Here is a 23947-nt window from a genome sequence, read left to right as displayed (position 1 = left end):
TGAACGTTGGCCGCCGTTGTACTCACGCTGTGAGTTAACCCCGTTCTAGCGTCAACACCAATATGGGCTTTTAAGCCAAAGAACCACTGCTTACCTTTTTGAGTTTGGTGCATTTCAGGGTCTCTTTCTTTGGCTTTGTTTTTCGTTGAGCTGGCCGCTTCAATAATAGTCGCATCCACAATGGTGCCTTCTTTGAGGTAAATGCCTGCATCAGACAGCCATCTGTTCACTTCTTTAAAAAGCTGGCGCGAGAGTTTGTGTTTCTCTAATAAGTGTCTGAAATTCATGATGGTGGTGTGATCAGGAATTGGGTTATCTAACGATAAGTCAGCAAATAAGCGCATGGATGTGATCTCATACAAGGCATCCTCCATCGCTGGATCACTCATGTTGTACCAATGTTGCATGCAGTGAATGCGGAACATGGTTGATAGCGGATAAGGTCTTCTACCGTTCCCTGGTTTAGGATAGAACGGCTCAATAACCGCTTCAAGTTGATCCCAAGGCATCAACTCATTCATGCGAGAAAGGAAAATTTCCTTACGTGTTTTACGGCGTTTGTTGTTGAACTCGCTGTCGGCAAAAGTGAGTTGGTGTGACATGGTTGAGGCTCGAAGACTAAAAAAGAGATTGTCTCATGAGAGGGACTTATTCGCATGTTCCCTAGGCGAGCGGTTGTATTTATGGATTTTATTTCAGAGATTTTTTCTGAAATCCCTATTTTAAATGAAAATGGCTTATCACTTTGAGCTTATTGGCTTAGGTTGATTATTTAGTGATGTTCAATAGGAGGCCATTAAATATCCTCTATTTTTTCGACTTGTGTGATTTTTTATCATTAGCAATCAGTTGATGAAGATGCTAATGAAAAAGCTATAGAAAAGACAGCCATAAGCTCAGTTTTTACAGAGCGAGAAAATACCGCGTACTGCGTCCACCAGATTCAGATCTGACCAAACAACCTTGTTCAACTAAAGTCGCCAAGTGGCGTGTTGCTGTCGGCTTACTAACTTTGGCAACTTTATGATATTGCGTCGTGTTAATACCCTGTTCAAAATCGCCATCGAGCATACGATTCAAGACTTTGACCTGTTCCGACGTTAGCTTTGTTTGGTCGATTTTTTGCCAGTAGTTTGATTTGAAAATGGTCTGATCTATTTCTCTTAGCACGTCATTAAAGGTTTCGTTTAGCGTACTCAGAAACCACTCTAACCATGCTGTGATGTTTACGCTTCCCTTTTGCGTCTGTTCAAGTATTTCATAGTAGCTTTTACGCTTTGCCAATATGCTCACTGACATTGCGTAAAATCGAACCGATTGGCTCTCAGCTTGAGCTAATGCTTGGTCTGTAAGCAATCGAGTTATACGACCGTTTCCATCATCTAGTGGGTGTATAGTGACAAACCAAATATGAGTGATGGCGGCTCTTAGTAATGGATCTAGTGAAGCATCTTTTTTTGAGTCATTAAACCATCGGATAAAATGCTCTAATTCTGTATTAAGCACTTCTCGAGGAGGGGCTTCAAAGTGAACGGTAGGTCGATCAATGCGGCCAGAAACCACCTGCATGGGTTCACTTCCTCGTAATTGGCCACCCATGATAGGGCTGAGCATGGCATAGCCTTTAGGAAATAGTTTTTCATGCCAATTTAGAATTCTCTTTAGACTCAATGTTGAATCAAGGTTCTCAATGGCATCGACCATTATCTCAGCGATCCCATCGGTTTGCTCAGTAGTAGGATACGTGTTTTCTTCTGTTAAACCGAGTTTGTTAGCTAGTGAGGAGCGTACTGAAAAGGCATTCAGTTTTTCACCTTCAATGGCGCTTGAGTTCACGATGTTGGCCAAAAGTGTATCCAGCATACTTTGCTTTTTATCATGGGATTGACTGGCCATTTTACCCAATAGAACCCCTTGGTTAAGACGCGCTTCTCTTAACATGGGCTCTATAACGCTTTTATCCCATGTAAAGTTAGGCCAATTTTCTTGCTGCCATATCCACATAACACACCCTATAATTTGAATAACATGATTAATCTACTCACACTTTAATGTGAATAGTGTAGTTAATCAAATCAAAATTTAATCTGAATGATGTCGGTAATCACATCATAGGCGTTGTGAAGAGTTAGTAAATGGAAGTTGCTATAAGGAAAAATTGAGCATGAATAGGGTGGTGGTCTCGAGCAAATTATTTTATGAATTCTGGACTTCCTTAAACACCTATTAACGTTAAAATCTAGTTAAAAAAGGTGTTTTATGAAGTCCAGAAGGGCGAGGAGAATGCGTCTGCCCTACTCTAAATTAACAAAATTAGTTATATTCCCTAAAGTTTTGTTTCAAGCAATGCTTCCAATTTGCGCTGGTCGACAGCGAAGTTACGGATGCCTTCCGCTAGCTTCTCTGTTGCCATCGCATCTTCGTTTAGCGCCCAACGGAAGGCCTCTTCGGTGATTGCTGCACCTGCCGGTGTAACGTCTGTTGTTGGAACCAGTTTGCGCTCAAGCTTGCCGTCGTCTTTTTTCAGCTCTTCTAGCAGAGCAGGACTGATGGTTAGACGGTCACAACCAGAAAGTTGCTCGATCTCTCCGATGTTGCGGAAGCTGGCACCCATGACGATAGTCTTGTAACCATGTTTTTTGTAGTAATCGTAGATTTCTGCAACAGACACTACTCCTGGGTCCGTTTCCGAAGTGTAGTCTTCGCCGGTAGACTTCTTGTACCAGTCTAGGATACGGCCAACGAACGGAGAGATAAGGTAAACGCCGGCTTCAGCACAGGCTTGTGCCTGAGCAAAAGAGAACAGCAATGTTAGGTTACAATTGATACCTTCTTTCTCTAGCTCTTCTGCGGCCTTGATGCCTTCCCAAGTAGACGCAGCTTTGATCAAGACTCGATCTTTAGAGATGCCAGCGTCTTCATATAGCTTAATAATGCGACGTGCTTTCTCAACGGTGGCTTCTTTGTCATATGACAAACGAGCATCTACTTCAGTAGAAATTCGGCCTGGTACGTATTTAAGGATTTCAGTTCCTACAATTACCGCTAGTTTATCGCCAGCATCAATGATTTGCTGTGCTTTGTTGTCGCTTTTCTCTTTTGCCCACTCGATTGCTTGATCGATAAATGGTGCATATTCAGGAATTTGAGCAGCTTTTAGCATCAAAGACGGGTTAGTGGTGGCATCTTCTGGACGGTATTCTTTGATCGCTGTGATATCACCCGTGTCGGCAACAATCGTTGTGAACTCTTTTAATTGAAATAACTTATTACTCATTGGTTTATCCTTTTCTTTATCTAGTTGTTGTTTTATCAGTTCGAAGGCTTCGATTGAGGCGTGTTTTTTTAACATCTTTTCGATGACCATCTTCTGAAAGGTATTGTCTAAACCGTTTTCCACTCGGTGGCCTCAGAAAAAAGGCGAGTATATCGTGGGCCAAGTAAATCAATCGTTTTTCCTTTGAATGTTACTTCTCAACATATGTACTTCAACAGAATATTAAAACGATCTTGGCTAGATTAAGGGCAACCAAACACGTTGATTTACATCGATTATGACCCACGGATGCTCTTCATATCCTTAATAGAATATTGCCTACTCAAACGACCTAGGTAATATTTAATAGGTAGAATTAATGAGCGTTTTGCTGAATGATGCGTTTGCTAGTTTCAACCACCTTTTCTTGTGTGAAGCCGAATAAGGTCATCAATTCACTGGCAGGGGCGGATTCACCAAAACGGTTAATGCCGATTACAGTGCCGTCGATGCCCACATATTTATACCAGTAATCGCTATGTCCGCATTCAACAGCAACTCGAGCGCGAATGTTAGTAGGTAGTACTTTGTCGCGGTAAGATTTTGGCTGTTGGTCAAATCGTTCAGCGCAAGGCATGGAGACCACTTGCACGCTGAAACCTTGTTGCTCTAAATCAGTAGCGCTGTCCATGGCTAATGCGACTTCTGATCCTGTAGCGATTAGGATCACATCTGGCGTACCTTTACACGCTTTGAGGATATAACCTCCTTTAGAAACGTTTTGCTGTTGTAGGCTATCGCGTTTTTGTTGGGGTAGGTTTTGACGTGACAAGATGAATGCGCTGGGGCCTTCGTTTCGCTCAAGAGCAGCTAGCCAAGCCACAGTGGTTTCGAATTGATCACAGGGGCGCCATGTTTGTAGATTAGGCGTTACGCGTAACGCCGTAATTTGCTCTATTGGTTGATGAGTGGGGCCATCTTCACCCAGTCCAATAGAGTCATGGGTGTAAATATGGATGACTCGTTGGTTCATTAAGGCGGACATGCGTACCGCATTACGGGCGTATTCCATAAACATAAGGAAGGTGCCACCGTAAGGAATAAAGCCGCCGTAGAGCGCAACGCCATTCATAATGGCGGTCATGCCGAATTCACGCACTCCATAATGTATGTAGTTACCATCAGGTTGAGCAGGAGAAATGGCTTCAGACCCATTCCACATGGTGAGGTTGGAGGGCGCTAAATCAGCAGAGCCACCCAGCAGCTCCGGCATTTTTTTACCCAATAATTGCAGGGTGTTTTGAGAGCATTTACGGGTTGCAACAGCATCAGTTAGTGTCGACTGCTGAGCTAGAATGTCTTTCTTAATCTCGTCCCAGTCTGCTGGTAATGAGCCCTCGATACGGCGTAAGAATTGCGCTGCCAACTCTGGGTGCTTAGCTTTGTAACCTTCTAGCAATTGCTTCCAAAGTGTCTCTAAAGTTTGTCCTTTATCGATGGTATTCCATGCATGGGATACATCTTCTGGTATTTCAAAGGGGGCATGGTGCCAGCCCAATGCATGTTTGGTGGCTTGAATCTCATCCTTGCCTAATGGTGCCCCATGGCAATCATGACTGCCAGCTTTGTTGGGAGAGCCATAACCGATAGTTGTCTTACAACAAATCAAAGTGGGTCGGGAGGAATCACGGCGAGCCTCTTCGATGGCGGCAATGATTGCTTTGGCGTCGTGGCCGTCTACATTGCTGATTACTTGCCAGTTATATGAGCGGAAACGGGTCGGGGTGTCATCGGTAAACCAGCCTTCGGTTTCCCCATCAATGGAAATGCCATTGTCATCATAAAAGACAATGAGCTTACCCAGCTCCTGAGTGCCCGCTAATGAGCATACCTCATGGGAGATGCCTTCCATTAAGCAGCCATCTCCAATAAAGGCGTAGGTAAAGTGGTTCACTACATCAAACCCTGGTTGGTTGAATTGCGATGCAAGGGTTTTCTCTGCTAGTGCCATGCCTACTGCATTAGCCAAGCCTTGTCCTAATGGTCCTGTAGTTGTTTCAACGCCTTCTGTGTAGCCATATTCCGGGTGACCGGGGGTTTTAGAGTGTAATTGGCGAAATTGTTTAAGGTCTTCTGTGGTGAGTGGGTAACCTGACAAGTGCAGTAGACTATAAAGCAACATGGAACCATGGCCATTAGAAAGAATAAAGCGGTCTCTGTTTGGCCAGTGAGGGTTCGCTGGGTTGTGTTGTAAGTAATCTCGCCATAGGACTTCGGCAATGTCTGCCATGCCCATTGGGGCGCCCGGGTGTCCAGAGTTGGCTTGTTGTACGGCGTCCATACTGAGGGCGCGCACGGCATTAGCGAGGGTTCTTCGTTGTAAAGTACTCATCAATATTTTCCTGCAGCATCATGTTTGCTGAACGGTTCTGTCAAAAAATGGATGGCCTAATTGGCTCTGTGTCTGAGAGGCGACACAGCGGTTTAAGGGTAAAGCGATGTTGAAAAAGAAGGGCTACATGAGTAGCCCTAAAGCTTGATTTTGGAGAGTGCCCTAACAAGAGCTAGTTGCTTAGTATTCAGACAAGGTGAACGCAGACGTGTAGTTTGCAATGTTGTCTTTAGTGATTAGGTAGCAATCAAATAACTGCTTTTCAGTGTCGACACCTGTTTTGCCTGTTTTGATGAAATTGTCCGCTTGACGAATCGCTGCAGCAGCAAAGATGGCAACTGGCTGAAGTACTGTGTATTCCATTTCGCCGTCTAGGATGGCATTAGCGGCATCTGGAGAACCGTCAAAACCGCCTACTTTTACTTGGTCAAGTTTTCCCGCTTCTTTAAGTGCTGCAATAGCACCTAGAGCCATCTCATCGTTACCTGAGATTACGCCCTTGATGTTTGGGTTCGCCTGCAGGATAGACTGCATTTTGTTGTAGCCTTGTGTACGATCCCAATTAGCAACTTCTTGAGCCACTTTATTTAGATCTGGGTATTGTGTTAGTACTGTTTCGAAGCCATTAGAGCGTGTTGCTGCGTTGTTATCACTCGGTGCGCCGAATAGCTCAACGTAATCACCTGAATCGCCTACTGCTTCAACCCATTGCATTGCACCCAATGCTGCACCTTGTGCGTTGTTGGATACAAGCTGCGCTTTCGCAAGGCCACTTTGATTCAATTCAGCGTTGATGATGATAACTGGGATGTTTGCTGCAATCGCTTTACGTACCGCACCAATGGAGCCGTCTGCGTTAGCAGGGTCAAGGATGATGGCTTTAGCTCGGTTAGTAATAGCTGTGTCGATCAGCTTACTTTCTGTGTTTGTATCGCCTTTGTGCGCGGCAACGTTTGCGTCGTAGCCCATGTCTTCGGCTGTTTGTTTCGCTACTTGACCCTCAGTGTACCAGTACGGGTTTGAAGGGTCGTTGACGATAATCGAGATCAATCCATCAGCCCATGCACTGCTGGCCATTAGAGTCAAACTAGCAGTAGAGGCAACTAACAAACGCTTAGTAGTTTTAAACATTGTATTACTCCGATTTATTATTTTATGAGTTTGCCGAAGGTCGGCGACTTGTTTGGCGTGACTGTTGCTCACCAAAAGCCACGCCAGGGTTCATTTAACGACTCTTGCTAGATGAGCCGTATTGCAGGCTGTTAAGCAAAACCGCTAAAACAATTACGGTGCCGGTGAAAACTGTTTGCCAGTACGCCGAAACCCCAATAATGACAAGACCGTCTGATAGATAACCAATTACCAGTGCACCTAAGATGGTGCCGCGCACAGTACCGCGACCGCCAGTTAATGCTGCACCACCAATAACCACGGCAGCAATGGCTGTTAGCTCGTAGGTGGTACCAGCGGTTGGACCAGCAGAGGTCAATTGTGAAGACAATACCAAGCCGGCTAGGGCAGCACAGACGCCAGATAAAAGATACACGGTCACTTTTACGCGTTTGATGGGAACCCCAGAAAGGTCCGCAGCGGTTTCGTTACCGCCAGAGGCGTATAACCAGCGACCGAAGGCTGTACGGCTGATCATCAGGCCACACAGTACTGCAACCACAACCAATACGATGACACTGATAGGGATGCCTGCTAAGCGGTTAAAGCCCAACCATTCAAAGCCTGTATTACCTAGCTCTGGTTTTCCGTCTAATTGGTTGTAAGTCAGGCCATTGGTCATCAGTAGAGCAATTCCTCGGGCGACATACATGGTGCCAAGGGTTGCCACAAAAGCTGGCACTTTAAAATGTGCAACCAGCACGCCATTAACTGTACCTACGGCGGCTCCCAGTAAACATGTCAAGATAACTACCACCCAAAGAGAGGGGTAAAAGGTCATACCAAGAAATTCGATATTGACACCTTGCATCAAGAATCCTGCAAAGACACCACATAGCCCAAGGGTTGAGCCAACGGAGAGGTCGATGCCGCCATTTAGAATGACCAACAACATGCCTAGCGCCAATAGACCAAAAATGGCCACGTGGGACGACATGATTAGGAAGTTGTTAACCGTAAAATAGTACGGCGACATAAAAGAGAAAAAGATGATGATCGCAATCAAAGCGAAGAATGCGCGTCCTTCAAGAAGTAAGCGGCCGATATCGATCTTTTTAGGTGGGGTGCTTACCCCTTGCACTGATTGCTTTTGAGCAGTTGAAGACATGGTATAACTCCAGTTTTTCTTATTGTCTTAATGGGTAACCGATTCGCCTGAGGCGGCCATAATTTGTTCTTTTGAAGCCGTGTGATCGAATTCTGCAGAGATTTTGCCTTTGTGCATCACTATGATGCGGTGGGCTATACTCAAGCACTCCGCTACTTCAGATGTCGAATAGACTACTGCTAGGCCATCTTTTGCGCGCTCGGCCAGCAGCTTGAACACCTCTGCTTTTGCGCCAATGTCGATGCCTCGGCTGGGTTCGTCTAGTAACAATACTTTAGGAGCCGTTGCTAGCATTTTACCGATGACGACCTTCTGTTGGTTACCTCCAGAAAGTGAGCCTATGGCTGCTTCTGAACCAGAGGTTTTCACTGTAACCGCTTTAATGGACGTATCAACTAGGTTGTCTTCATCTACTTTTGAGGTCAGCAACTTGCGAGTAAACTCACTGATGCTTGCCAGGGACAGGTTTTGCCCTACAGACATGGTTTGCACTAAACCGTCTTTTTGGCGATCTTCTGGAACTAATGCCAAACCTGCTTGAATGCGTTCTGCGATAGAGAGTTTATTTACGTCTTCTCCACCCAATAGAATGTGTCCTTCTTGGGCTTTTAAACGGCCCGCAGCACACTCCATAAATTCTGAACGACCTGCACCCATCAAGCCGTAAACACAGACGATTTCACCGGCTTTTACATCAATGGATAAGTTGTCGACGACGTTGAAATCACCGCCCCCTGTATCTCTAATCACAAGGTTTTGAACGTGTAAGGCGGTGCCACCAAAGTTATAACCCGTTGGTGGCGAACCTAGGTCGAAGTTTTCACCCACCATGTTGCGGACAATCCATTCTAGGTCAATGTCTTTGCGTGGGGCGTAAGCCGTCATAGTGCCGTCACGCAACACCACAGCGTGATCGGTAATGGTGAGGGCCTCTTCTAAATGGTGAGAGATGTAAACAATGGATACGTTCTTGGCAGTCAAATCTCGAATTACTTTAAACAGGACTTCTACTTCAGCCGCACTAAGAGCAGAGGTGGGCTCGTCCATGATCAGGATGCGTGATTTCTGGGAAATTGCGCGGGCAATCTCAATGATCTGTTGTTGACCTAAACGCAATTCTTCTAGGGGGGTCAACGGATCTATGTCTTCTTCCAGCTCGGCCATCAATTCACGGGCTTGGCGTTCTTCTTCAGCAAAATCCACCTGGCCACCCTTGATGATCTCCCGCCCCATAAAAATGTTGTCGCGTACGTTCATGTTGGGCGCGAGGCTCAGCTCTTGGTGAATGATAGAGATGCCTTTGGCTCGCGCTTCATTGGCGCTGTTAAAGAGAATGGCTTCACCATCCAAAACGATTTCACCTGAAGTGGGAGTAATTACCCCTGATAGAATCTTCATCAGGGTAGATTTCCCTGCACCATTTTCACCGAATAGAGTAGTGACTTGGCCTCGGTGTATATCGAAGTTAACGCCTTTAAGGGCATGGGTGTTTCCGAAAGACTTGGCGATGTTACGCGCTTCCAGTACCACTTCATCCACTTTAGGAAGGTTGTCGTATGCTAGGCTCATTTCACGTCCATCCCTACTGGTGTGATAAGCCAATTTTTGGCGTTAATTAAGCGAAATACGCCCGTGATGGCTACGGTTTTGTCCACCAAGTTATCCCGGTCCAAATCGTCTAGGATTTCCGCTTTCATCACACGGTTCATCGCAGCGCCCACATCTTGGTATTCTATTTGGTTTTTGAATTTGCCAAACTTGATTTCCCCAGTGGCATCACGTAGGTCGGTACCATTTAGGGCTGGGCCAGTTTGTACACGTACTGTTTGATTGTCTGGGAAGTTGGGGATGCTGATCTTGAAGATGCCTGAACGGCCTTCGGTCACTGTGCCTTCTAAGGAAACAGGGATAACTGGACCAACGCCGCCACCAATACCGTATTTTTGTCCCGCTGCCTTCTTGTCTTCGCGTAAAGCGTTAAGGAGAGCTGTTGCGTCGACCGCGTTACTTTCTACATACTGCTTAATGTCTGGGTAATTGATTTTGGCATAGTTGTCAGGGGAAAACGCTTGTTGACGTAGGTCCTCAATGGAGCCATTTATGATCACTTTCGTATCGATGGCCATCGCACCTACGACTGCCGCTGTAAAAATGCCAGCAATTAGTAGTCGCTTACGTTTTTTAGCAGCTAACTGGTTAGAAAGTTGAGTTTGCATCGCAACCTCCACCAATTAGGGTAAGCATTTGAGTCGATTCAACATGCGTCAAGCGCAGTAGCGCTGGACGATAGCTGGGTTGCACAGTGGTGTTTATCATTTTTATTTTACTCCGGCTGTTTTGCCTCTAAAAACTCGTGTATGTAGGGCACATAAGTCTTTGATCGAGCCAAGATCATCAATTTATTTTTAGAGGTCTGTGTGATCTTTGTACTTACAATGGGATAAAAATAAATCACTGTCAATGAAATTTATTGCACAATATATAAAAAATATCTAGAAGTGTTATTTTTTCAATGATACTAGATGGAATATTACGTGATGATAATAAGACCTAAATAAACATATTTTACAAACTTAGATTTAGATTAAGCTTTTGTTTTAATTTAACTTAATTTATTGAAATTATAATTTCAGTGTTGGCTTTTAAAGTGCTTATGTTTATTAATTGATATTCTTTCTGTATGTGAAATAGGTAGTTATGGAGTTGACAGATGTTTAAAATTAGGAAATTATTATCACAATAAGAAAAATATTTCACGGCGAGGTTTTATTCGCTGTCACAAGAAACGGGTATCAATCATGCTTCTAATAATAAAGTTGTCCCGCTTCACTTGCCTCTATAACAAGGAGGGTAATAAGTGAACTCACAATTGATCATAGGTATCGATGCAGGTACATCTGTTGTAAAAGCAGTTGCCTTTACAATCGGTGGTGAGCAAGTTGCTACTGCGTCAGTGCGCAACTCCTATCAAACGGGTCTAGATGGCTCGGCTACACAATCTTTATCTCAAACTTGGTCAGACTGCGTTAGAGCTATAAAAGGGCTTAGTGAAAAAATTGAGCGTTTTAAGGAGCGTGTGATTGCTCTGTCGGTGACAGGTCAAGGAGACGGTACTTGGTTAATCGATGAGGCCGGTCAACCTGTGGGTGATGCGTGGCTTTGGTTGGATGGTCGAGCATCAAGTACAGTCGATTTTCTTAATAAAGTAGCTACCGAACGTCAACGATTTGAGCAAACCGGAACAGGTTTGAACACCTGTCAGCAAGGGGTGCAAATGGCCCACATGGCCAAGCATTACCCAGAATTACTGCAGCAGGCTAGCACAGCGTTTCATTGTAAAGACTGGTTATTCTTCAATTTAACTGGTCAACGGGCAACAGACCCTTCAGAAGCCTCTTTTACCTTTGGTGACTTTCGAACCCGTGAATACAGCGAGTCTGTAATCGAAAGTCTCGGTCTTAGCCAATACCGCACTCTATTGCCCTCCATCATAGATGGCTCCAAACAAACCTTTCCATTGACGTTAGAGGCTGCTGAACTGGCTGGATTGCAGGCAGGTATCCCGGTGTCCTTAGCTTATGTAGACATGGTTATGACGGCCCTTGGGGCTGGCGTTCATACCGGAGAGGATAATGTAGCTTGTTCCGTGATTGGCTCAACCGGAGTTCATATGCGCTCTGTGGCGGATAAAGATGTTTATCTAAACCAAGCTGGTACAGGTTATGTGATTACCTTGCCAGTGGACGGTCGCGTGACCCAGGTACAAACCAATATGGCGTCGGCGTTGAATCTAGATTGGCTATTAAATGTGGCTGCGGACTTGTTGAAAGATTTTGACTGCGAGTGTACCAGTTATAGCTTGGTGGATAGGGTGGAGCGTTGGTTAAAGCAGGCTGAAGCCGGACAACTCTTGTATCACCCATACATTTCTGATGCTGGAGAGCGTGGCCCCTTTGTTAATGGGCAAGCTCGAGCCGGCTTTACTGGTTTAACTTATCGTCATCGTTTTCCAGATCTAGTACGCGCTGTAGTTGAAGGCCTAGGCATGGCAATGCGTGATTGCTACGAAGCGATGGGCGGTACGGCGACAGAATTACGATTAAGTGGTGGCGCTGTACGCTCTCCAACCTTACGCCAGATTCTTGGGGCATCAGTTAATGCCAAGGTACGCGTTTCTGCCAGAGAAGAAGCAGGGGCTGCGGGGGCTGCCATGATGGCTGCGGTGGCCATCGGTTTATATCCAACCATGGATGATTGCATAAAAGAGTGGGTGGTGCCGTTGCTGGGTGACGGGGAAGTCCCTGACCAAGCATTGGCGGCCAAATACGAACGCTTATTTGAGGCGTTTTATGATCAGCGTCAGTCGTTCCCGTCTACTTGGGCCACCATGGAACACATCAAAACTATGTAATCAACAGAATGCACAGACAGATTGCAAGTGCGATCTGCGGCGATTAATTAAGGGGTTCGGTATGAGTAATGAACAAATGTTAGATCTGTTTGTAATCGGTGGCGGTATCAATGGTGCGGGTATCGCAAGGGATGCGGCTGGTCGCGGATTATCTGTGGTCTTATGTGAAAAAGACGACTTGGCACAAGGGACATCTTCCCGCTCAGGTAAACTGGTACATGGTGGGTTGCGCTATCTAGAATACTACGAGTTTCGTTTGGTTCGCGAAGCCTTAATTGAGCGTGAGGTCCTGTTGAATTCAGCCAGTCATATTATCTGGCCCATGCGCTTTGTGTTGCCTCACAGTAAAGAGGATCGCCCAGCTTGGTTAGTGCGTCTAGGATTGTTTCTTTATGACCACTTGGGAGGTCGCAAACGTTTGCCTGGCACTCGTACCTTAAATCTTCACCGTGATCCAGAAGGTGCACCGATTAAAGACCAATACACCAAAGGGTTTGAATACTCGGACTGTTGGGTAGATGATTCTCGTCTAGTGGTTTTGAATGCGTTAGCTGCGGCACAGAAGGGGGCAGAAGTTCTGACACGCACCCGTTGTGTGGCAGCAACGCGTCATGCCGATGGGTATTGGGAAATTACTACTGAAAACGCGATGACCAAGGAAGTACGTACCTTTAAAGCCAAGCTATTGGTGAACGCAGCGGGACCATGGGTGCGCCGGATCGTTGATGACGTGGCTACATCAAAAAGTTCTCGTAATATTCAGCTGGTCAAAGGCTCCCACATTATCGTGCCGAAATTCTGGCAAGGGCAGCAGGCTTATTTAGTGCAAAACTACGACAAGCGCGTGATTTTCATTAATCCATACGAAGATGACAAGGCTTTGATTGGTACGACTGATATCCCTTATGACGGCAAAGTGGAAGATGTCAAAGCAGATGAGAGCGAAATTGAGTACTTGTTGGCTGCCGTGAATCGTTACTTTAAAGAAACCTTGCGTCGTCAAGATGTAATCACCACCTTCTCTGGGGTACGACCTCTGTTTGATGATGGTCAAGGGAATCCGTCTGCAGTAACTCGAGATTATGTGTTTGATCTGGATGAAACCCAAGGAGTTCCTTTGTTGAACGTGTTTGGTGGCAAGCTGACTACTTTTCGAAAACTGTCGGAACATGCGATCCAAAAAATCGAAAAATATTTCCCTGAAATGGGTAATAACTGGACTAGCGAGGTGGTGCTTCCGGGTGGGGATATTCCGAATGCGGACTTTCAGTCCTACATGCAGGCTTGTAAAGAGGACTATCCATGGATGCCACGGGCGCTACTTGTCCATTATGGTCGTCATTATGGTTCCATTATTAAGCAGATTGTCGCGGGTGTGGTGTCCATTGAAGGTTTGGGCCAGCATTTTGGTGGCAACCTATACGAAGCGGAAGTGCGCTACCTAGTGGAGTACGAATGGGCAATGACAGCGGAAGACGTTCTAGAGCGTCGTACTAAAGAGGGCTTGCACCTATCAGACGAGCAGAAAGCGACCTTCGGCCAGTGGTTTGAATCTCAATTTATCGAACATAACTCTGATCGTAAAATTTCGTAAGGAGGGCATCATGGCATTAACATTAGGATTAAATACCAACCCTTTAGTTAACCGCTTTGCTGAGCCAAAGCACTTAATTGAGACTATTGCACACGACATCAAGATTCGTGATGTGCAGCTGACCCATGAGTTTATTAACCCCAGTTGGCCAGCGTCCTTGATTCGTCGACTGACACGAGAAATGAAATCCGCTCTGACACAAACAGGTGTACGAATTACTTCTGGAATGACTGGGCCTTATGGGCGCTTAAATCACTTTGGTCACCCTGATGCAGAGGTGCGTCGTTACTACGTGGAGTGGTTTAAGATCTTTGCTGACATTACTGCTGACCTTGGTGGGGAAGCCGTTGGAACCCAGTTCGCTATCATGACCCAAAAGGATTTTGACGATCCCAAGCGCCGTGAAGCACTAACGCAAATTGCCATCGATTGCTGGGCGGAAGTGGCAGAACATGCCAAGCAAGCGGGTTTAAAATATGTTTACTGGGAACCAATGAGTGTTGGGCGTGAGTTCGGTGATACCATTGCTTCTGCAATGAGCCTGCAACAACGACTAACCGACGCAAATATGGCAGTGCCTATGTGGATGATGGCGGACATCGACCACGGTGATGTGATGTCCCAAAACCCTGCTGATTTCGATCCTTACGCTTGGGCAGAAGTTGTGCCTAAGGTGTCACCGATTATCCACATAAAACAAAGCTTGATGGATAAGGGAGGACACCGTCCGTTTATTAAAGAGTACAACCTTAATGGTCGAATTCAACCGGAGCCTTTATTGGGAACCCTAGCAAAAGGTGGTGCTAAGGATAATCAAATTTGCCTTGAATTGAGTTTTAAAGAGCGTGAGCCCACGGATCGTCAGGTGGTGGAGCAAATCGCAGAAAGTGTGTCATTCTGGGCGCCGCATATTGATAGTGGAGTTCAGGATTTAAATATTTGAGCCTATGTTATACGGGTTGCACTATGTCGAAGTTTTGTGGTTATTGGTGTAAAGTTCGTTTCGCATTGGAGCGGGTGGCATTAAATTTGATATCGGAGTAGAAGTTTGGATACGAAGAAGGGTCTTGTGGATTTCGATGATTCGTTGGCGATACGGGCTGCTTGGTTGCATTACGTGGGGGGGCTTACTCAAGCTGCTGTAGCTAAGCGCCTTGGGCTCACATCAGTAAAGACTCATCGTCTCATTTCTAAAGCCGTTGCCGAAGGTGCGGTGAAAGTTTCTATCGATGGAAAGATAACAGAATGCGTGAAGCTGGAAGAGCTGCTGATCGCTAGGTTTGGCTTAAAGCAATGCATCGTTGCGCCAGATCTGGGTGAAGAGGGAATCCCTCTGAAAACCCTTGGTCAAGCAGGCTCGACCTACCTTAAGAACCTTCTTACTTCTAAATCAGACATCACCATTGGCTTGGCACTTGGTCGAGCCTTGGCGGCTGTGGTGCATCAGTTACCGCGCCTCGATACTTCAAACGTAAAGTTTGTTTCTCTGTTAGGTGGCTTAACTCGGGATTACTCTATTAATAGGGATGACGTTTTGCATTGGATTGCGGCTAAAACCGGGGCTCCTTCTTACACTATGCCGGTCCCTTTATTGGCTAATTCAGTGGAAGATCGTACTGTGCTGTTGGCACAGAAAGGAGTGAAAGAGGTGTTCACCATGGCTAATAATGCTGATCTTAAGTTCATCGGTATCGGTACCGTAGCGCAAACAGCCCAGCTGGTGGCGTCTGGGCCTATTAAGCCGGAAGAAATTATTGAGATTGCTAGGGCGGGAGCTGTAGGCGAGGCCATGGGGCATTTTTTTGATGAGAAGGGTGAGATAATTAATACGTCTCTTAGCGCTCGTATGTTGTCTGTGTCTTTAGAGGGGAAGAGAGGTGAAATCATTGCCATCGCCGGTGGCGAAGAAAAGGTTGAAGCTATACGCGCAGTTTTGAATGGTAAACTGTTAACTGGTTTGATTACCGACGAAGTCACCGCCCGTGCTATTTTAGCCACTCTTTGAACGCTGCAGTCTTCCTTGGTCTTAATCAAGCAGAACCTTTGAGTTCTGCTTTTTTATTCCTGCAATCAAGGATAAAAATATCCCGCAGTACCTTTAAGGATACCGCGGGATTAAGGTCGAGGAAGATACTCAATGAAATTACATGATGGAATGTTTTAAATGTTACTTTGTTATAAATAACATAAAAATCACTTTTTTGCCTTTCTAAGTGAGATATCTTAGCCTCAGGGTGATCGAAGATCAGCAGAAGATATCTCAAAAGGCCCCATCAAAACCTATAAATTCCGTCAATTCAGCTCCCAAATACCTCCTAAGATGATATTCTTTTGCCTATTGAAACGGCATTAAAGTGTCATTTCCTCACAATTATGTGATTAACCCCGCATTTCTCTTGAGTACGATGTTAAATTAACATCAAAAATCACAAAATAAAATAAAAAATGTTAAAAATAACTTTTAAAATGTGATATTAAGGTTTATAACATACTCAAGAGATTTGCTATCAAGGCGAGTTGTTATGAAACGAGACGAACGAAGACAGCAAATTATCGATCTGTTAGTAGAGAACGGTGTAGTGGACTTAGAAGAATTAGCTCTGCGCTTTGATGTATCTAAAATGACTATTCATCGTGATCTTGACGAACTGGAAGCAGCGGGCTTGCTTAGAAAAGTCCGTGGCGGTGCGACCATCGAAGCAGGCATGCAGTTTGAAAGTGACTTCAGATTGCGTGAACGTCAAGGTGGTCAAGGTAAAGAGCATATGGCTGAGCAGGCTCTGACTTTGGTTGAGCCAGGCATGACAGTGATGGTGAATGATGGCTCTATGGCGGCGGTATTGGGTAAGTTGCTCCCAGCAAAAAAACCTCTGACCGTTATCACCAACAATGCGGCCATTATGGAAGCTCTTAAGTTCGAAAACGGCATCGATTTGATTGCACTGGGTGGAGAGTACTCTGCCAAGTATAACGGCTACTTCGGCGTCTTAGCGGAACAGAACTTAATCAGTTTGCGTGCAGACATTGCGTTTTTGTCTAGCCCAGCAGTGTCTGGAACCCAAGTGTTCCATATGGATGCGGATGTGGTACGGGTGAAAAAAGCAATGTTGAGTGCGGCGGTTAAAAAATGTTTGCTAGTGAATCATACCCGCTTTGATCGCGTGGCATTACACGTTTTGGCAGATCTCGAAGATTTTGACTGGGTCATCACAGACCAGGTTCCAGAGTCGGCTATAGAAGAGAATCTGTCTAATGCCGGCATTCAGTTAACGATAGCGAGATCACCGGAAGCCACATGACAACGACAGCGCAATTTTGGGTAGGCACAAGTTGGAAAATGAACAAAACCTTAGCTGAGGCGCAAGCCTTTGCCGCAGCACTTAAAGAAGTGAATGGGCAAGCCGAGGAGAGCATTCAACGATTTGTAATTCCATCTTTTACTAATGTCCGTGAGGTGAAAAAGATCCTCAAAGGTACATCGGTCAAAGTAGGAGCTCAAAATATGCATTGGGTTGATCAAGGGGCATGGACAGGTGAAGTATCGCCACTGATGTTGAAGGACTGCGAGCTTGATATTGTCGAGCTTGGCCATTCGGAGCGACGTGAGCACTTTGGCGAAACCAATGACACGGTGGGTCGAAAGGTTGAAGCGGCGGTTCGTCATGGTTTAGTTCCTTTGATTTGTATTGGCGAAACTTTGGCAGACAAAGACAGTGGCAATGCTGCTGAAGTGTTGGCAGAAGAAGTGCGTGGTGCACTGCAATATCTAACTGACACTCAAAAAACTGCACCGATCTTATTTGCTTATGAGCCTGTATGGGCCATCGGTGAAAACGGCGTTCCGGCTTCTGCCGAGTATGCCGACGCGAGACAAGCTGAAATTCTGGACGTGGCGCACAGTGTATTGGGGCGTAAGGTGCCTTGTTTATACGGTGGCTCAGTGAATCCTCAAAATTGTGAAGAGCTCATCGCCTGTGAGCACATTGATGGCCTATTTATTGGCCGTTCCGCGTGGAATGTTGAAGGTTATGTAGACATTTTAAGCAAGTGTGCAGCAGTCGTTCGAGCGAAATCAAACTAGGAGATCACACCATGAAAATTGCAATTGCTGGTGATAGCGCAGGGGAAGTATTGGCTCAAGCCCTTGTTGAACACCTAAAAGACCGTTTTGAAGTGACGGATTTATCACGTGATGAAGCGGGGAGTCCAGACGACTTTTATGCCAATATGTCGGATCGTGTGGCGAGGACTGTGCTAGATGGCCAGTATGATCGTGCCATTCTATGTTGTGGTACCGGTATTGGTGTATGCATCGCAGCCAGTAAAGTGCCGGGCATTCGAGCTGCATTGACCCACGATACTTATTCTGCAGAACGTGCGGCACTGTCTAATAATGCCCAAATCATCACCATGGGCGCTCGAGTAATTGGCCAAGAGTTAGCGAAATCTATTGCCGATGCATTCCTGAAGGAATCTTTCGATGAGAATGGTCGTTCCGCGAGTAACGTAAATGCAATCAATGCCTTAGACCACAAATACCACACTCAAATTTGACGTTATTATTGACTCTTCCCGCGCTCCGGGTGACACGGGAAGAGCCTTTATTACTTTTTTGATTTTAATTTTGGTGTCTACCAAAATTAAAATTCGCCTGATTGGACTTCCTAGACTTTACTCGACATTATCAAATTCGAAAATCCTCAGGAAGTCTCTGCCAATGCTCTCTTAGGTGCTGTTTGTGCTCTTCATTCATGGGTAGGTTTTTTAAAGTCTCAGGCCAAAGGCTTCTGGCTTTTTCCATCGCATCATCCAAATGTGGTTTGATTGCTCGCCATGGAATATCTGATTTAGTAGCCCAATGTTCAAAGTGCTTATATGAGACATCGTACCAAGCTTTTGTCTTAGCTAGATTAAGGGCAAAGTGTTGCTCGCTTTTAATATAAACACTGGTGGTGACTATGTCGTAAGCGGGGGAAAGTCTGGGTGTGACTTGATCTGTATACAGTAAGCTCCAGTTTTTCAAATGGGCGTCGCCGTTTGCTAATAGGATGTTGGTGAGTATACGACGAGCAAGTTGCTGGACATCACTTAAACCATTACCAGAAAACTGATACAGGATTTTTGCTATTTGTTCGTAGTTGCCAGAACTGTATTTTTCATGTGGGTACTTCACAAGAACTTGAGCAAAGTCTTCCATGTGAATGCGTTGGTCGTCACGCCGATCAAACCGTTTTATGGCGAAAGCTAATTTTTCATCCGGAAGGTTGATTTGAGGAAGGTTGTCTAATTGGTCTATCTCGACCAATTTTATTTCAGGAATATCCACGCCAATGAGAGAAGCGAGAGTCATGGCAGTAAACTCATTGGCGGGCACTTCTTTGTGTTTAGTGGAGGGTGTTTTCACAATCCAATCGCCAAGCACATTGTCTTTCGACAAATTATATCGACCGTCTTTTTCCGTCATGGAAAACTTCATTTGAACACCAGCCAAGGAAAACTTGTTCTCTTGGCTTAGTTTGTCGAATTTAACCGCTTTTACTTGGCCATGAGATGAGAATAAATGTAGAGGAACATCTTCAGGCTCCATCGGTTCAGCGACTAATGCGCCCGGTAAATCCATGCCCAGATAAGACAAAATATGAAACTCATTATCAACATGGGTTTTGAGTCCTTGAGCGATCAGCTCTCGCAAAGAACCTTCAGGCAATAGATTAGACAAAATAGGGTGCAAGCGTTGGTTGGTCGCCCATGGCTCTGATAGCATTTTATCAGCACGCGGAAAATTTTGATGGGTGGTTAAGCTAAAAGTGGGGCGCGCTATATTAGATTGAAAGCTTTCAGCAAAATGAAGAATATTACGTCCATTTTTTGCCCCCGCCAAATATCCCACTAGATGGCCATGTAACGTCAACTTAAGAACACTAATTTCCGTTGTCATCTTCGTCTCCATCTTTGTCTTCTAGTAATCCTTTCCATGGATCATCCGATAGTTGTTTTTGTTCATCAGAATGATCAGGCTGTTTGTGCGGTAAAGATGTGTTGTTACCATCACTTTCAAGAACAGCTAAAACAGCATTCAGCTTTTCTTTTGGAATCAGCATGACATCGCTATTGAGACCTTTGGCAATCAGTTCAAGAGTATCAAGTCTTGGGTTGCCTTTTGCTTCCAGCCGTTGGTACTGCTGCCTAGAAATGCCAATACGCATTGGCATTTCATTCTGCTTGAGTTTCAGTGCTAAACGACGATTTTTGATTTGCTGTAGTAGATTCATCATAAGGAAACTAATAAGTTGCTTTTTAATTTATAGAAACATATTAGTTGCTATTTCGATGTAAGGCAACTTAAGTGTTTCTTTTTTCGATATCTGAAAGTGCGGAAATATAAGGAAGTATTTTTTTAGTCCATGGATAAATGGAATGATGAAACCAATGGTGACGATATACTTGAAGTTTATGAAAACCTCGATTTAGATAGGTTTTTATGTCAATTGTTGTCTTGTAAAGTCTGGGAAGTCCAAATGATTATCAAAATTTAAGTTTGAGTTGCTTTAAGCTTTTTACTAACATATAGTTTGTTGATTAGTTGCAGAGAGTTTTATAAATGCCATCATTTGTTTTAAATAACATCAGCATATCAGCGAGAAAACACGGTTTCGTGTGCTTTTTGCTGTTTGTACTATCGTTATTTTCGATGGCAATGGCAACGAACAGTATGATGTTATCGAGCTCGAATATGATGTCTATGGAAATGCATGACACGTCAGAATTATCGGATCATGATATGTCTCCTGATAAGGGGATCTCTTGTACGTCTGATTCGATGGACGAATGCTCTAGTTTGACATCAGAGCACAATCACCAAAACTGTATGGACAATCATTGCAGTAGCTTTTCAGGCTTACTGGTCAGCTATCATTCTGATTCTGACAATATTTCTTCTGTTCACACGACTCTGTCGTCTGAATTCTACGTTTCTACCCACCCAAATACGCCTTATTTCCCCCCTATAGTCATTTCTTAAATTCGCAGTTTCACTCATCGCTTTAATGTGCGTTGAGATTTTATGAATTTAAAAATGAGTACTCAAGCCAATGGCCAAAAACAAATTTTTGGCATTCTGTCATGTATTACAGAGTGTCTATTGCCGTCAATTTTTAATCGGTAAAACGAATCGTATTGCCTCCGTTTTCTTATTGTCGTTGCTGCCACTTGTTGCGAGCGCAGAAGTGTTAAGCCTGCAACAAGCGGTGGAAAAAGCCGTCTCCCAAGATGACTGGTTGATTTCCAGCCAGCAGAAAGAGAATGCTATTCGCGCCTTAAGCCAAGGCATGACGGCGTTGCCGGATCCAAAAATCAATGTTGGTTTATTGAATATGCCAACTGACAGTTTTGATTTTAACCAAGAAGCGATGACGCAATTTAACGTGTCGGTATCGCAGATGTTTCCAGCTGGCGATACCTTACGTTTAACAGGGGAAAAGTACGCTGTGCAAGGCGATCAAATGCCCTTGATGCGAGATAATCGTCGCGCGATGTTAGCAATGGAGGTATCGAATCTTTGGCTAACGGTATACAGTTACGAAGAGAGCATCAAGCTCGTGAAGCAAAATAGAACCTTGTTCGAACAACTTCATGAGGTAGTGGAAAGCAGTTATAGCTCGGCGTACGGGCGAGCCAAACAGCAAGATTTAGTGCGTTCTGAACTGGAGTTGATTAAGTTAGATCATCGTCTAACTCAGCTTCGTCAAGCGAAAGAAAATGCACTGAAAAAATTGTCCCAATATATTCTTCCGACCATGGTTGATCAGAACACAGCTGATCAAGCAATCACTCTGAAAACAACGGGTGAACCCATTATGGTAACCCCGTCTAGTATTCTTCCACCAAATTCCTTGGCGGCTCGTCTGAGCCAGCATCCGTTGGTTCGCATTGTCGATGTTCAATCCAATACCGCGCAGATAGATAAATCGATTGCCGAGCAAAAGTACAAACCAGAATGGGGCGTTACCTTGGGTTACGGTTATCGCGGCGATGATCTAAGCGGCAAAGATCGAGCCGATCTGGCGTCGATTGCGGTGAGTGTCAGCGTGCCAATCTTTTCGTCTAGTCGACAGGATGCTCAGGTGAAAGCCGCGACCTTACAAGTCGAGTCTTTTCTTTCTGAAAAGCAGCTTGTGCTGAATGAACTCATGGCGAAATATCGTGTTCTGACATCTGATATTAACTTGCTAGATCAACGAATTCGTCTGTATCAAACCAAGTTACTTCCTAGTTACAGAGAAAGTGCGCAAGCCATGTTGAATGCTTATACCAGCAATGATGGTGTTTTCTCGGATGTAGTTCAGGCGCGCATCGATACATTAAATGCACATATTGAATTATTAAATATTCGTATCGAGCGCTTCAAGCGCTTAGCCGAATTGAATTATGTAATGGCACAAAGTGAAGAGGTGAAACTCAAATGAAAGTAATCGGGTATATCGGTGTATTTGTACTAGGTGGCGTTCTTTCGGCTACGGGTTATCACTTTGGTCTTCAAGCATTTAATGCTATGAACGGGGAAATGAATGCTGGTGCATCAGTCACGAAAGATGAAAAAGCACCTTTATATTGGGTGGCGCCAATGGACCCAAATTACCGTCGTGACAAGCCGGGTCAATCTCCTATGGGAATGGATTTAATCCCTTTTTATGGTGATGACCAAGGTTCCAATAATCAGGGCGCTGGTACTGTAAGCATCTCGCCTGAAGTGGTTAATAACCTTGGTGTGAGAACAGAAAAAGTGTTTGAAGGCGTGCTGAAACCAGACATTCGTACTGTGGGCTATTTGGCTTACAACGAAGACAAGATTGTTCATATTCACCCTCGTGTCGAAGGTTGGATCGAAAAGAGCTTTATTAAATTCAATGGTGATTCAGTTGAAAAAGGTCAGCCTTTGTTCGATTTGTATTCACCAACCTTAGTGAATGCGCAGGAAGAATTTGTCTTTGCGTTAGCGCGCAAAGACCAGCGCATGATCAACGCGGGTGAAGAAAGGCTAAAAGCTCTGCAAGTGTCGAGCAGTTTTATCCAAGCGTTAAAGACAAAGCGCAAAGTGTCTCAAACAGTGCGATTTTTTGCGCCACAAAGCGGCGTTATTGACAACCTTGGAATTCAAGATGGTTTCTATATTAAGCCAGGCACAACTTTGATGTCGATCGCGGATTTGAGTGAGGTGTGGTTGGATGCCGAAGTGTTTGAGCGCCAAGCGCATCTTGTCGCGGTGGGGCAACCGGTTGAGGCTGTTATGGATTTCCTACCGGGGAAAACTTTCAGCAGTAACGTGGATTTTATTTATCCGACTCTAAATGCCAAAAATCGCACTTTGCGTGTTCGCATTCGTTTAGATAACCCCGAGCAACTTCTGAAGCCAGATATGTTTGCCCATGTTCGTATTGAAACCACCGAGCCAGGTAAAAAACGATTGATTCCAAAAGAAGCTTTAATTCGTGGCGGCGAGCAAAGCCGCGTGGTACTGGCATTGGGTGAAGGGCGTTATAAATCGATTGCAGTCGAAACCGGCGCGTTCGGTGATGACTACGTGGAAATTTTAGACGGCTTGGTGCTGGGTGATGAGGTCGTGACATCGGCGCAGTTTTTGTTGGACTCTGAATCCAGCAAAAGCTCGGATTTCAAACGCATGAATATAGACAGTGAGCAGATGGCAATGCCTGCCAGCAGCACTGAAATGGCTAACACGGCAATGTCTGATAATGAAATGTCAGCAGCAGAACCTACCAACAATGTTTGGGTAGCCGCACGCATTAATCGTATTGATGCGACAACGCGGATGGTGAATGTGAATCATGATGCTATTACTGATTGGAAATGGCCAAAGATGACGATGGACTTTGAGTTAGCTGATTGGTTGACGCTGGATGAATTGCCAATTGGTAAAGATATTCAGCTTGAGATTACGCGGGAAAGCAGTGTGAAATTCATGGTCACTGACTATTTTGACGCTGACACGGAGTAGG

The 23947-nt window shown here is 44.9% G+C and carries 20 protein-coding genes; 10 read left to right on the top strand and 10 right to left on the bottom strand.

What is annotated here, in order from left to right; translation table 11 throughout:
- From DFP77_RS17230 to DFP77_RS17195, 8 genes are all read right to left on the bottom strand, one after another.
- Positions 1–602, bottom strand: a 602-nt coding sequence (locus DFP77_RS17230; protein WP_114413456.1) for an IS5 family transposase, incomplete at its 3' end; no start/stop codon positions are given.
- Positions 603–903: 301 nt separating this feature from the next.
- A complete protein-coding gene (locus DFP77_RS17225; protein WP_114413455.1) occupies positions 904–2004 on the bottom strand; it encodes a Fic family protein in 1101 nt (366 codons plus the stop codon).
- Between the two features lie 322 nt (positions 2005–2326).
- The gene (gene tal, locus DFP77_RS17220; protein ID WP_114413458.1) at positions 2327–3277 is read right to left on the bottom strand and encodes a transaldolase; all 951 of its coding nucleotides are present in this window, start codon (positions 3275–3277) and stop codon (positions 2327–2329) included.
- A gap of 355 nt (positions 3278–3632) precedes the next feature.
- Complete coding sequence (gene tkt, locus DFP77_RS17215) at positions 3633–5648, bottom strand: transketolase (protein ID WP_114413454.1); 2016 nt, start codon at positions 5646–5648, stop codon at positions 3633–3635.
- Between the two features lie 180 nt (positions 5649–5828).
- A complete protein-coding gene (locus DFP77_RS17210) occupies positions 5829–6779 on the bottom strand; it encodes a D-ribose ABC transporter substrate-binding protein (RefSeq protein ID WP_114413453.1) in 951 nt (316 codons plus the stop codon).
- Positions 6780–6873: 94 nt separating this feature from the next.
- On the bottom strand, positions 6874–7926 hold the full coding sequence (locus tag DFP77_RS17205; protein WP_114413452.1) for an ABC transporter permease: 1053 nt from the start codon (positions 7924–7926) through the stop codon (positions 6874–6876).
- Positions 7927–7953: 27 nt separating this feature from the next.
- Complete coding sequence (locus DFP77_RS17200; protein WP_114413451.1) at positions 7954–9495, bottom strand: sugar ABC transporter ATP-binding protein; 1542 nt, start codon at positions 9493–9495, stop codon at positions 7954–7956.
- Positions 9492–10142 carry a DUF2291 domain-containing protein gene (locus DFP77_RS17195; protein WP_114413450.1) on the bottom strand — a complete coding sequence of 217 codons (651 nt, stop codon included), beginning with the start codon at positions 10140–10142 and terminating at the stop codon, positions 9492–9494. Before DFP77_RS17195 ends, DFP77_RS17200 begins: the two co-directional genes overlap by 4 nt.
- Before the next feature lie 641 nt (positions 10143–10783).
- Here DFP77_RS17195 and DFP77_RS17190 point away from each other — a divergent pair.
- From DFP77_RS17190 to derI, 7 genes are all read left to right on the top strand, one after another.
- Positions 10784–12337, top strand: coding sequence for an FGGY-family carbohydrate kinase (locus tag DFP77_RS17190; protein ID WP_114413449.1), 1554 nt, complete (start codon positions 10784–10786; stop codon positions 12335–12337).
- Positions 12338–12398: 61 nt separating this feature from the next.
- Positions 12399–13931 (top strand): glycerol-3-phosphate dehydrogenase, encoded by a 1533-nt coding sequence (locus DFP77_RS17185; protein WP_114413448.1) that lies wholly within the window; start codon positions 12399–12401, stop codon positions 13929–13931.
- A 10-nt stretch (positions 13932–13941) separates the two neighbouring features.
- Positions 13942–14874 (top strand): sugar phosphate isomerase/epimerase family protein, encoded by a 933-nt coding sequence (locus tag DFP77_RS17180; RefSeq protein ID WP_114413447.1) that lies wholly within the window; start codon positions 13942–13944, stop codon positions 14872–14874.
- A gap of 105 nt (positions 14875–14979) precedes the next feature.
- Complete coding sequence (locus tag DFP77_RS17175; protein WP_114413446.1) at positions 14980–15936, top strand: sugar-binding transcriptional regulator; 957 nt, start codon at positions 14980–14982, stop codon at positions 15934–15936.
- Between the two features lie 517 nt (positions 15937–16453).
- Positions 16454–17230: a DeoR/GlpR family DNA-binding transcription regulator gene (locus DFP77_RS17170; RefSeq protein WP_114413445.1), complete on the top strand. Its 777-nt coding sequence runs from the start codon at positions 16454–16456 to the stop codon at positions 17228–17230.
- Complete coding sequence (locus tag DFP77_RS17165) at positions 17227–18012, top strand: triose-phosphate isomerase (protein ID WP_114413444.1); 786 nt, start codon at positions 17227–17229, stop codon at positions 18010–18012. Before DFP77_RS17170 ends, DFP77_RS17165 begins: the two co-directional genes overlap by 4 nt.
- A gap of 11 nt (positions 18013–18023) precedes the next feature.
- Positions 18024–18485, top strand: coding sequence for a D-erythrulose-4-phosphate isomerase (derI, locus tag DFP77_RS17160; RefSeq protein ID WP_114413443.1), 462 nt, complete (start codon positions 18024–18026; stop codon positions 18483–18485).
- A 130-nt stretch (positions 18486–18615) separates the two neighbouring features.
- Here the strand turns inward: derI and DFP77_RS17155 are convergent, their stop codons facing one another.
- Positions 18616–19869, bottom strand: coding sequence for a type II toxin-antitoxin system HipA family toxin (locus DFP77_RS17155; protein ID WP_114413442.1), 1254 nt, complete (start codon positions 19867–19869; stop codon positions 18616–18618).
- The gene (locus tag DFP77_RS17150) at positions 19853–20206 is read right to left on the bottom strand and encodes a helix-turn-helix transcriptional regulator (RefSeq protein ID WP_024024481.1); all 354 of its coding nucleotides are present in this window, start codon (positions 20204–20206) and stop codon (positions 19853–19855) included. The genes DFP77_RS17155 and DFP77_RS17150 overlap by 17 nt, the downstream gene beginning before the upstream one ends.
- A gap of 326 nt (positions 20207–20532) precedes the next feature.
- Between DFP77_RS17150 and DFP77_RS19495 the strand changes: the two genes are divergently transcribed.
- From DFP77_RS19495 to DFP77_RS17140, 3 genes are all read left to right on the top strand, one after another.
- Positions 20533–20952: a PHD finger domain-containing protein gene (locus tag DFP77_RS19495; RefSeq protein ID WP_147270570.1), complete on the top strand. Its 420-nt coding sequence runs from the start codon at positions 20533–20535 to the stop codon at positions 20950–20952.
- A 70-nt stretch (positions 20953–21022) separates the two neighbouring features.
- Positions 21023–22396, top strand: a complete 1374-nt coding sequence (locus DFP77_RS17145) for a TolC family protein (protein WP_024024479.1) — start codon at positions 21023–21025, stop codon at positions 22394–22396.
- Positions 22393–23946 (top strand): efflux RND transporter periplasmic adaptor subunit, encoded by a 1554-nt coding sequence (locus DFP77_RS17140; protein WP_024024478.1) that lies wholly within the window; start codon positions 22393–22395, stop codon positions 23944–23946. Before DFP77_RS17145 ends, DFP77_RS17140 begins: the two co-directional genes overlap by 4 nt.
- Position 23947 lies beyond the last annotated feature (1 nt).

The sequence above is a fragment of the Marinomonas foliarum genome (genome assembly GCF_003337275.1).
In the GTDB taxonomy this organism is placed as follows: Bacteria; Pseudomonadota; Gammaproteobacteria; order Pseudomonadales; family Marinomonadaceae; genus Marinomonas; species Marinomonas foliarum.
Note: the sequence above shows the minus strand (reverse complement) of the source record. Positions and strands in the feature narration are given on the sequence as shown.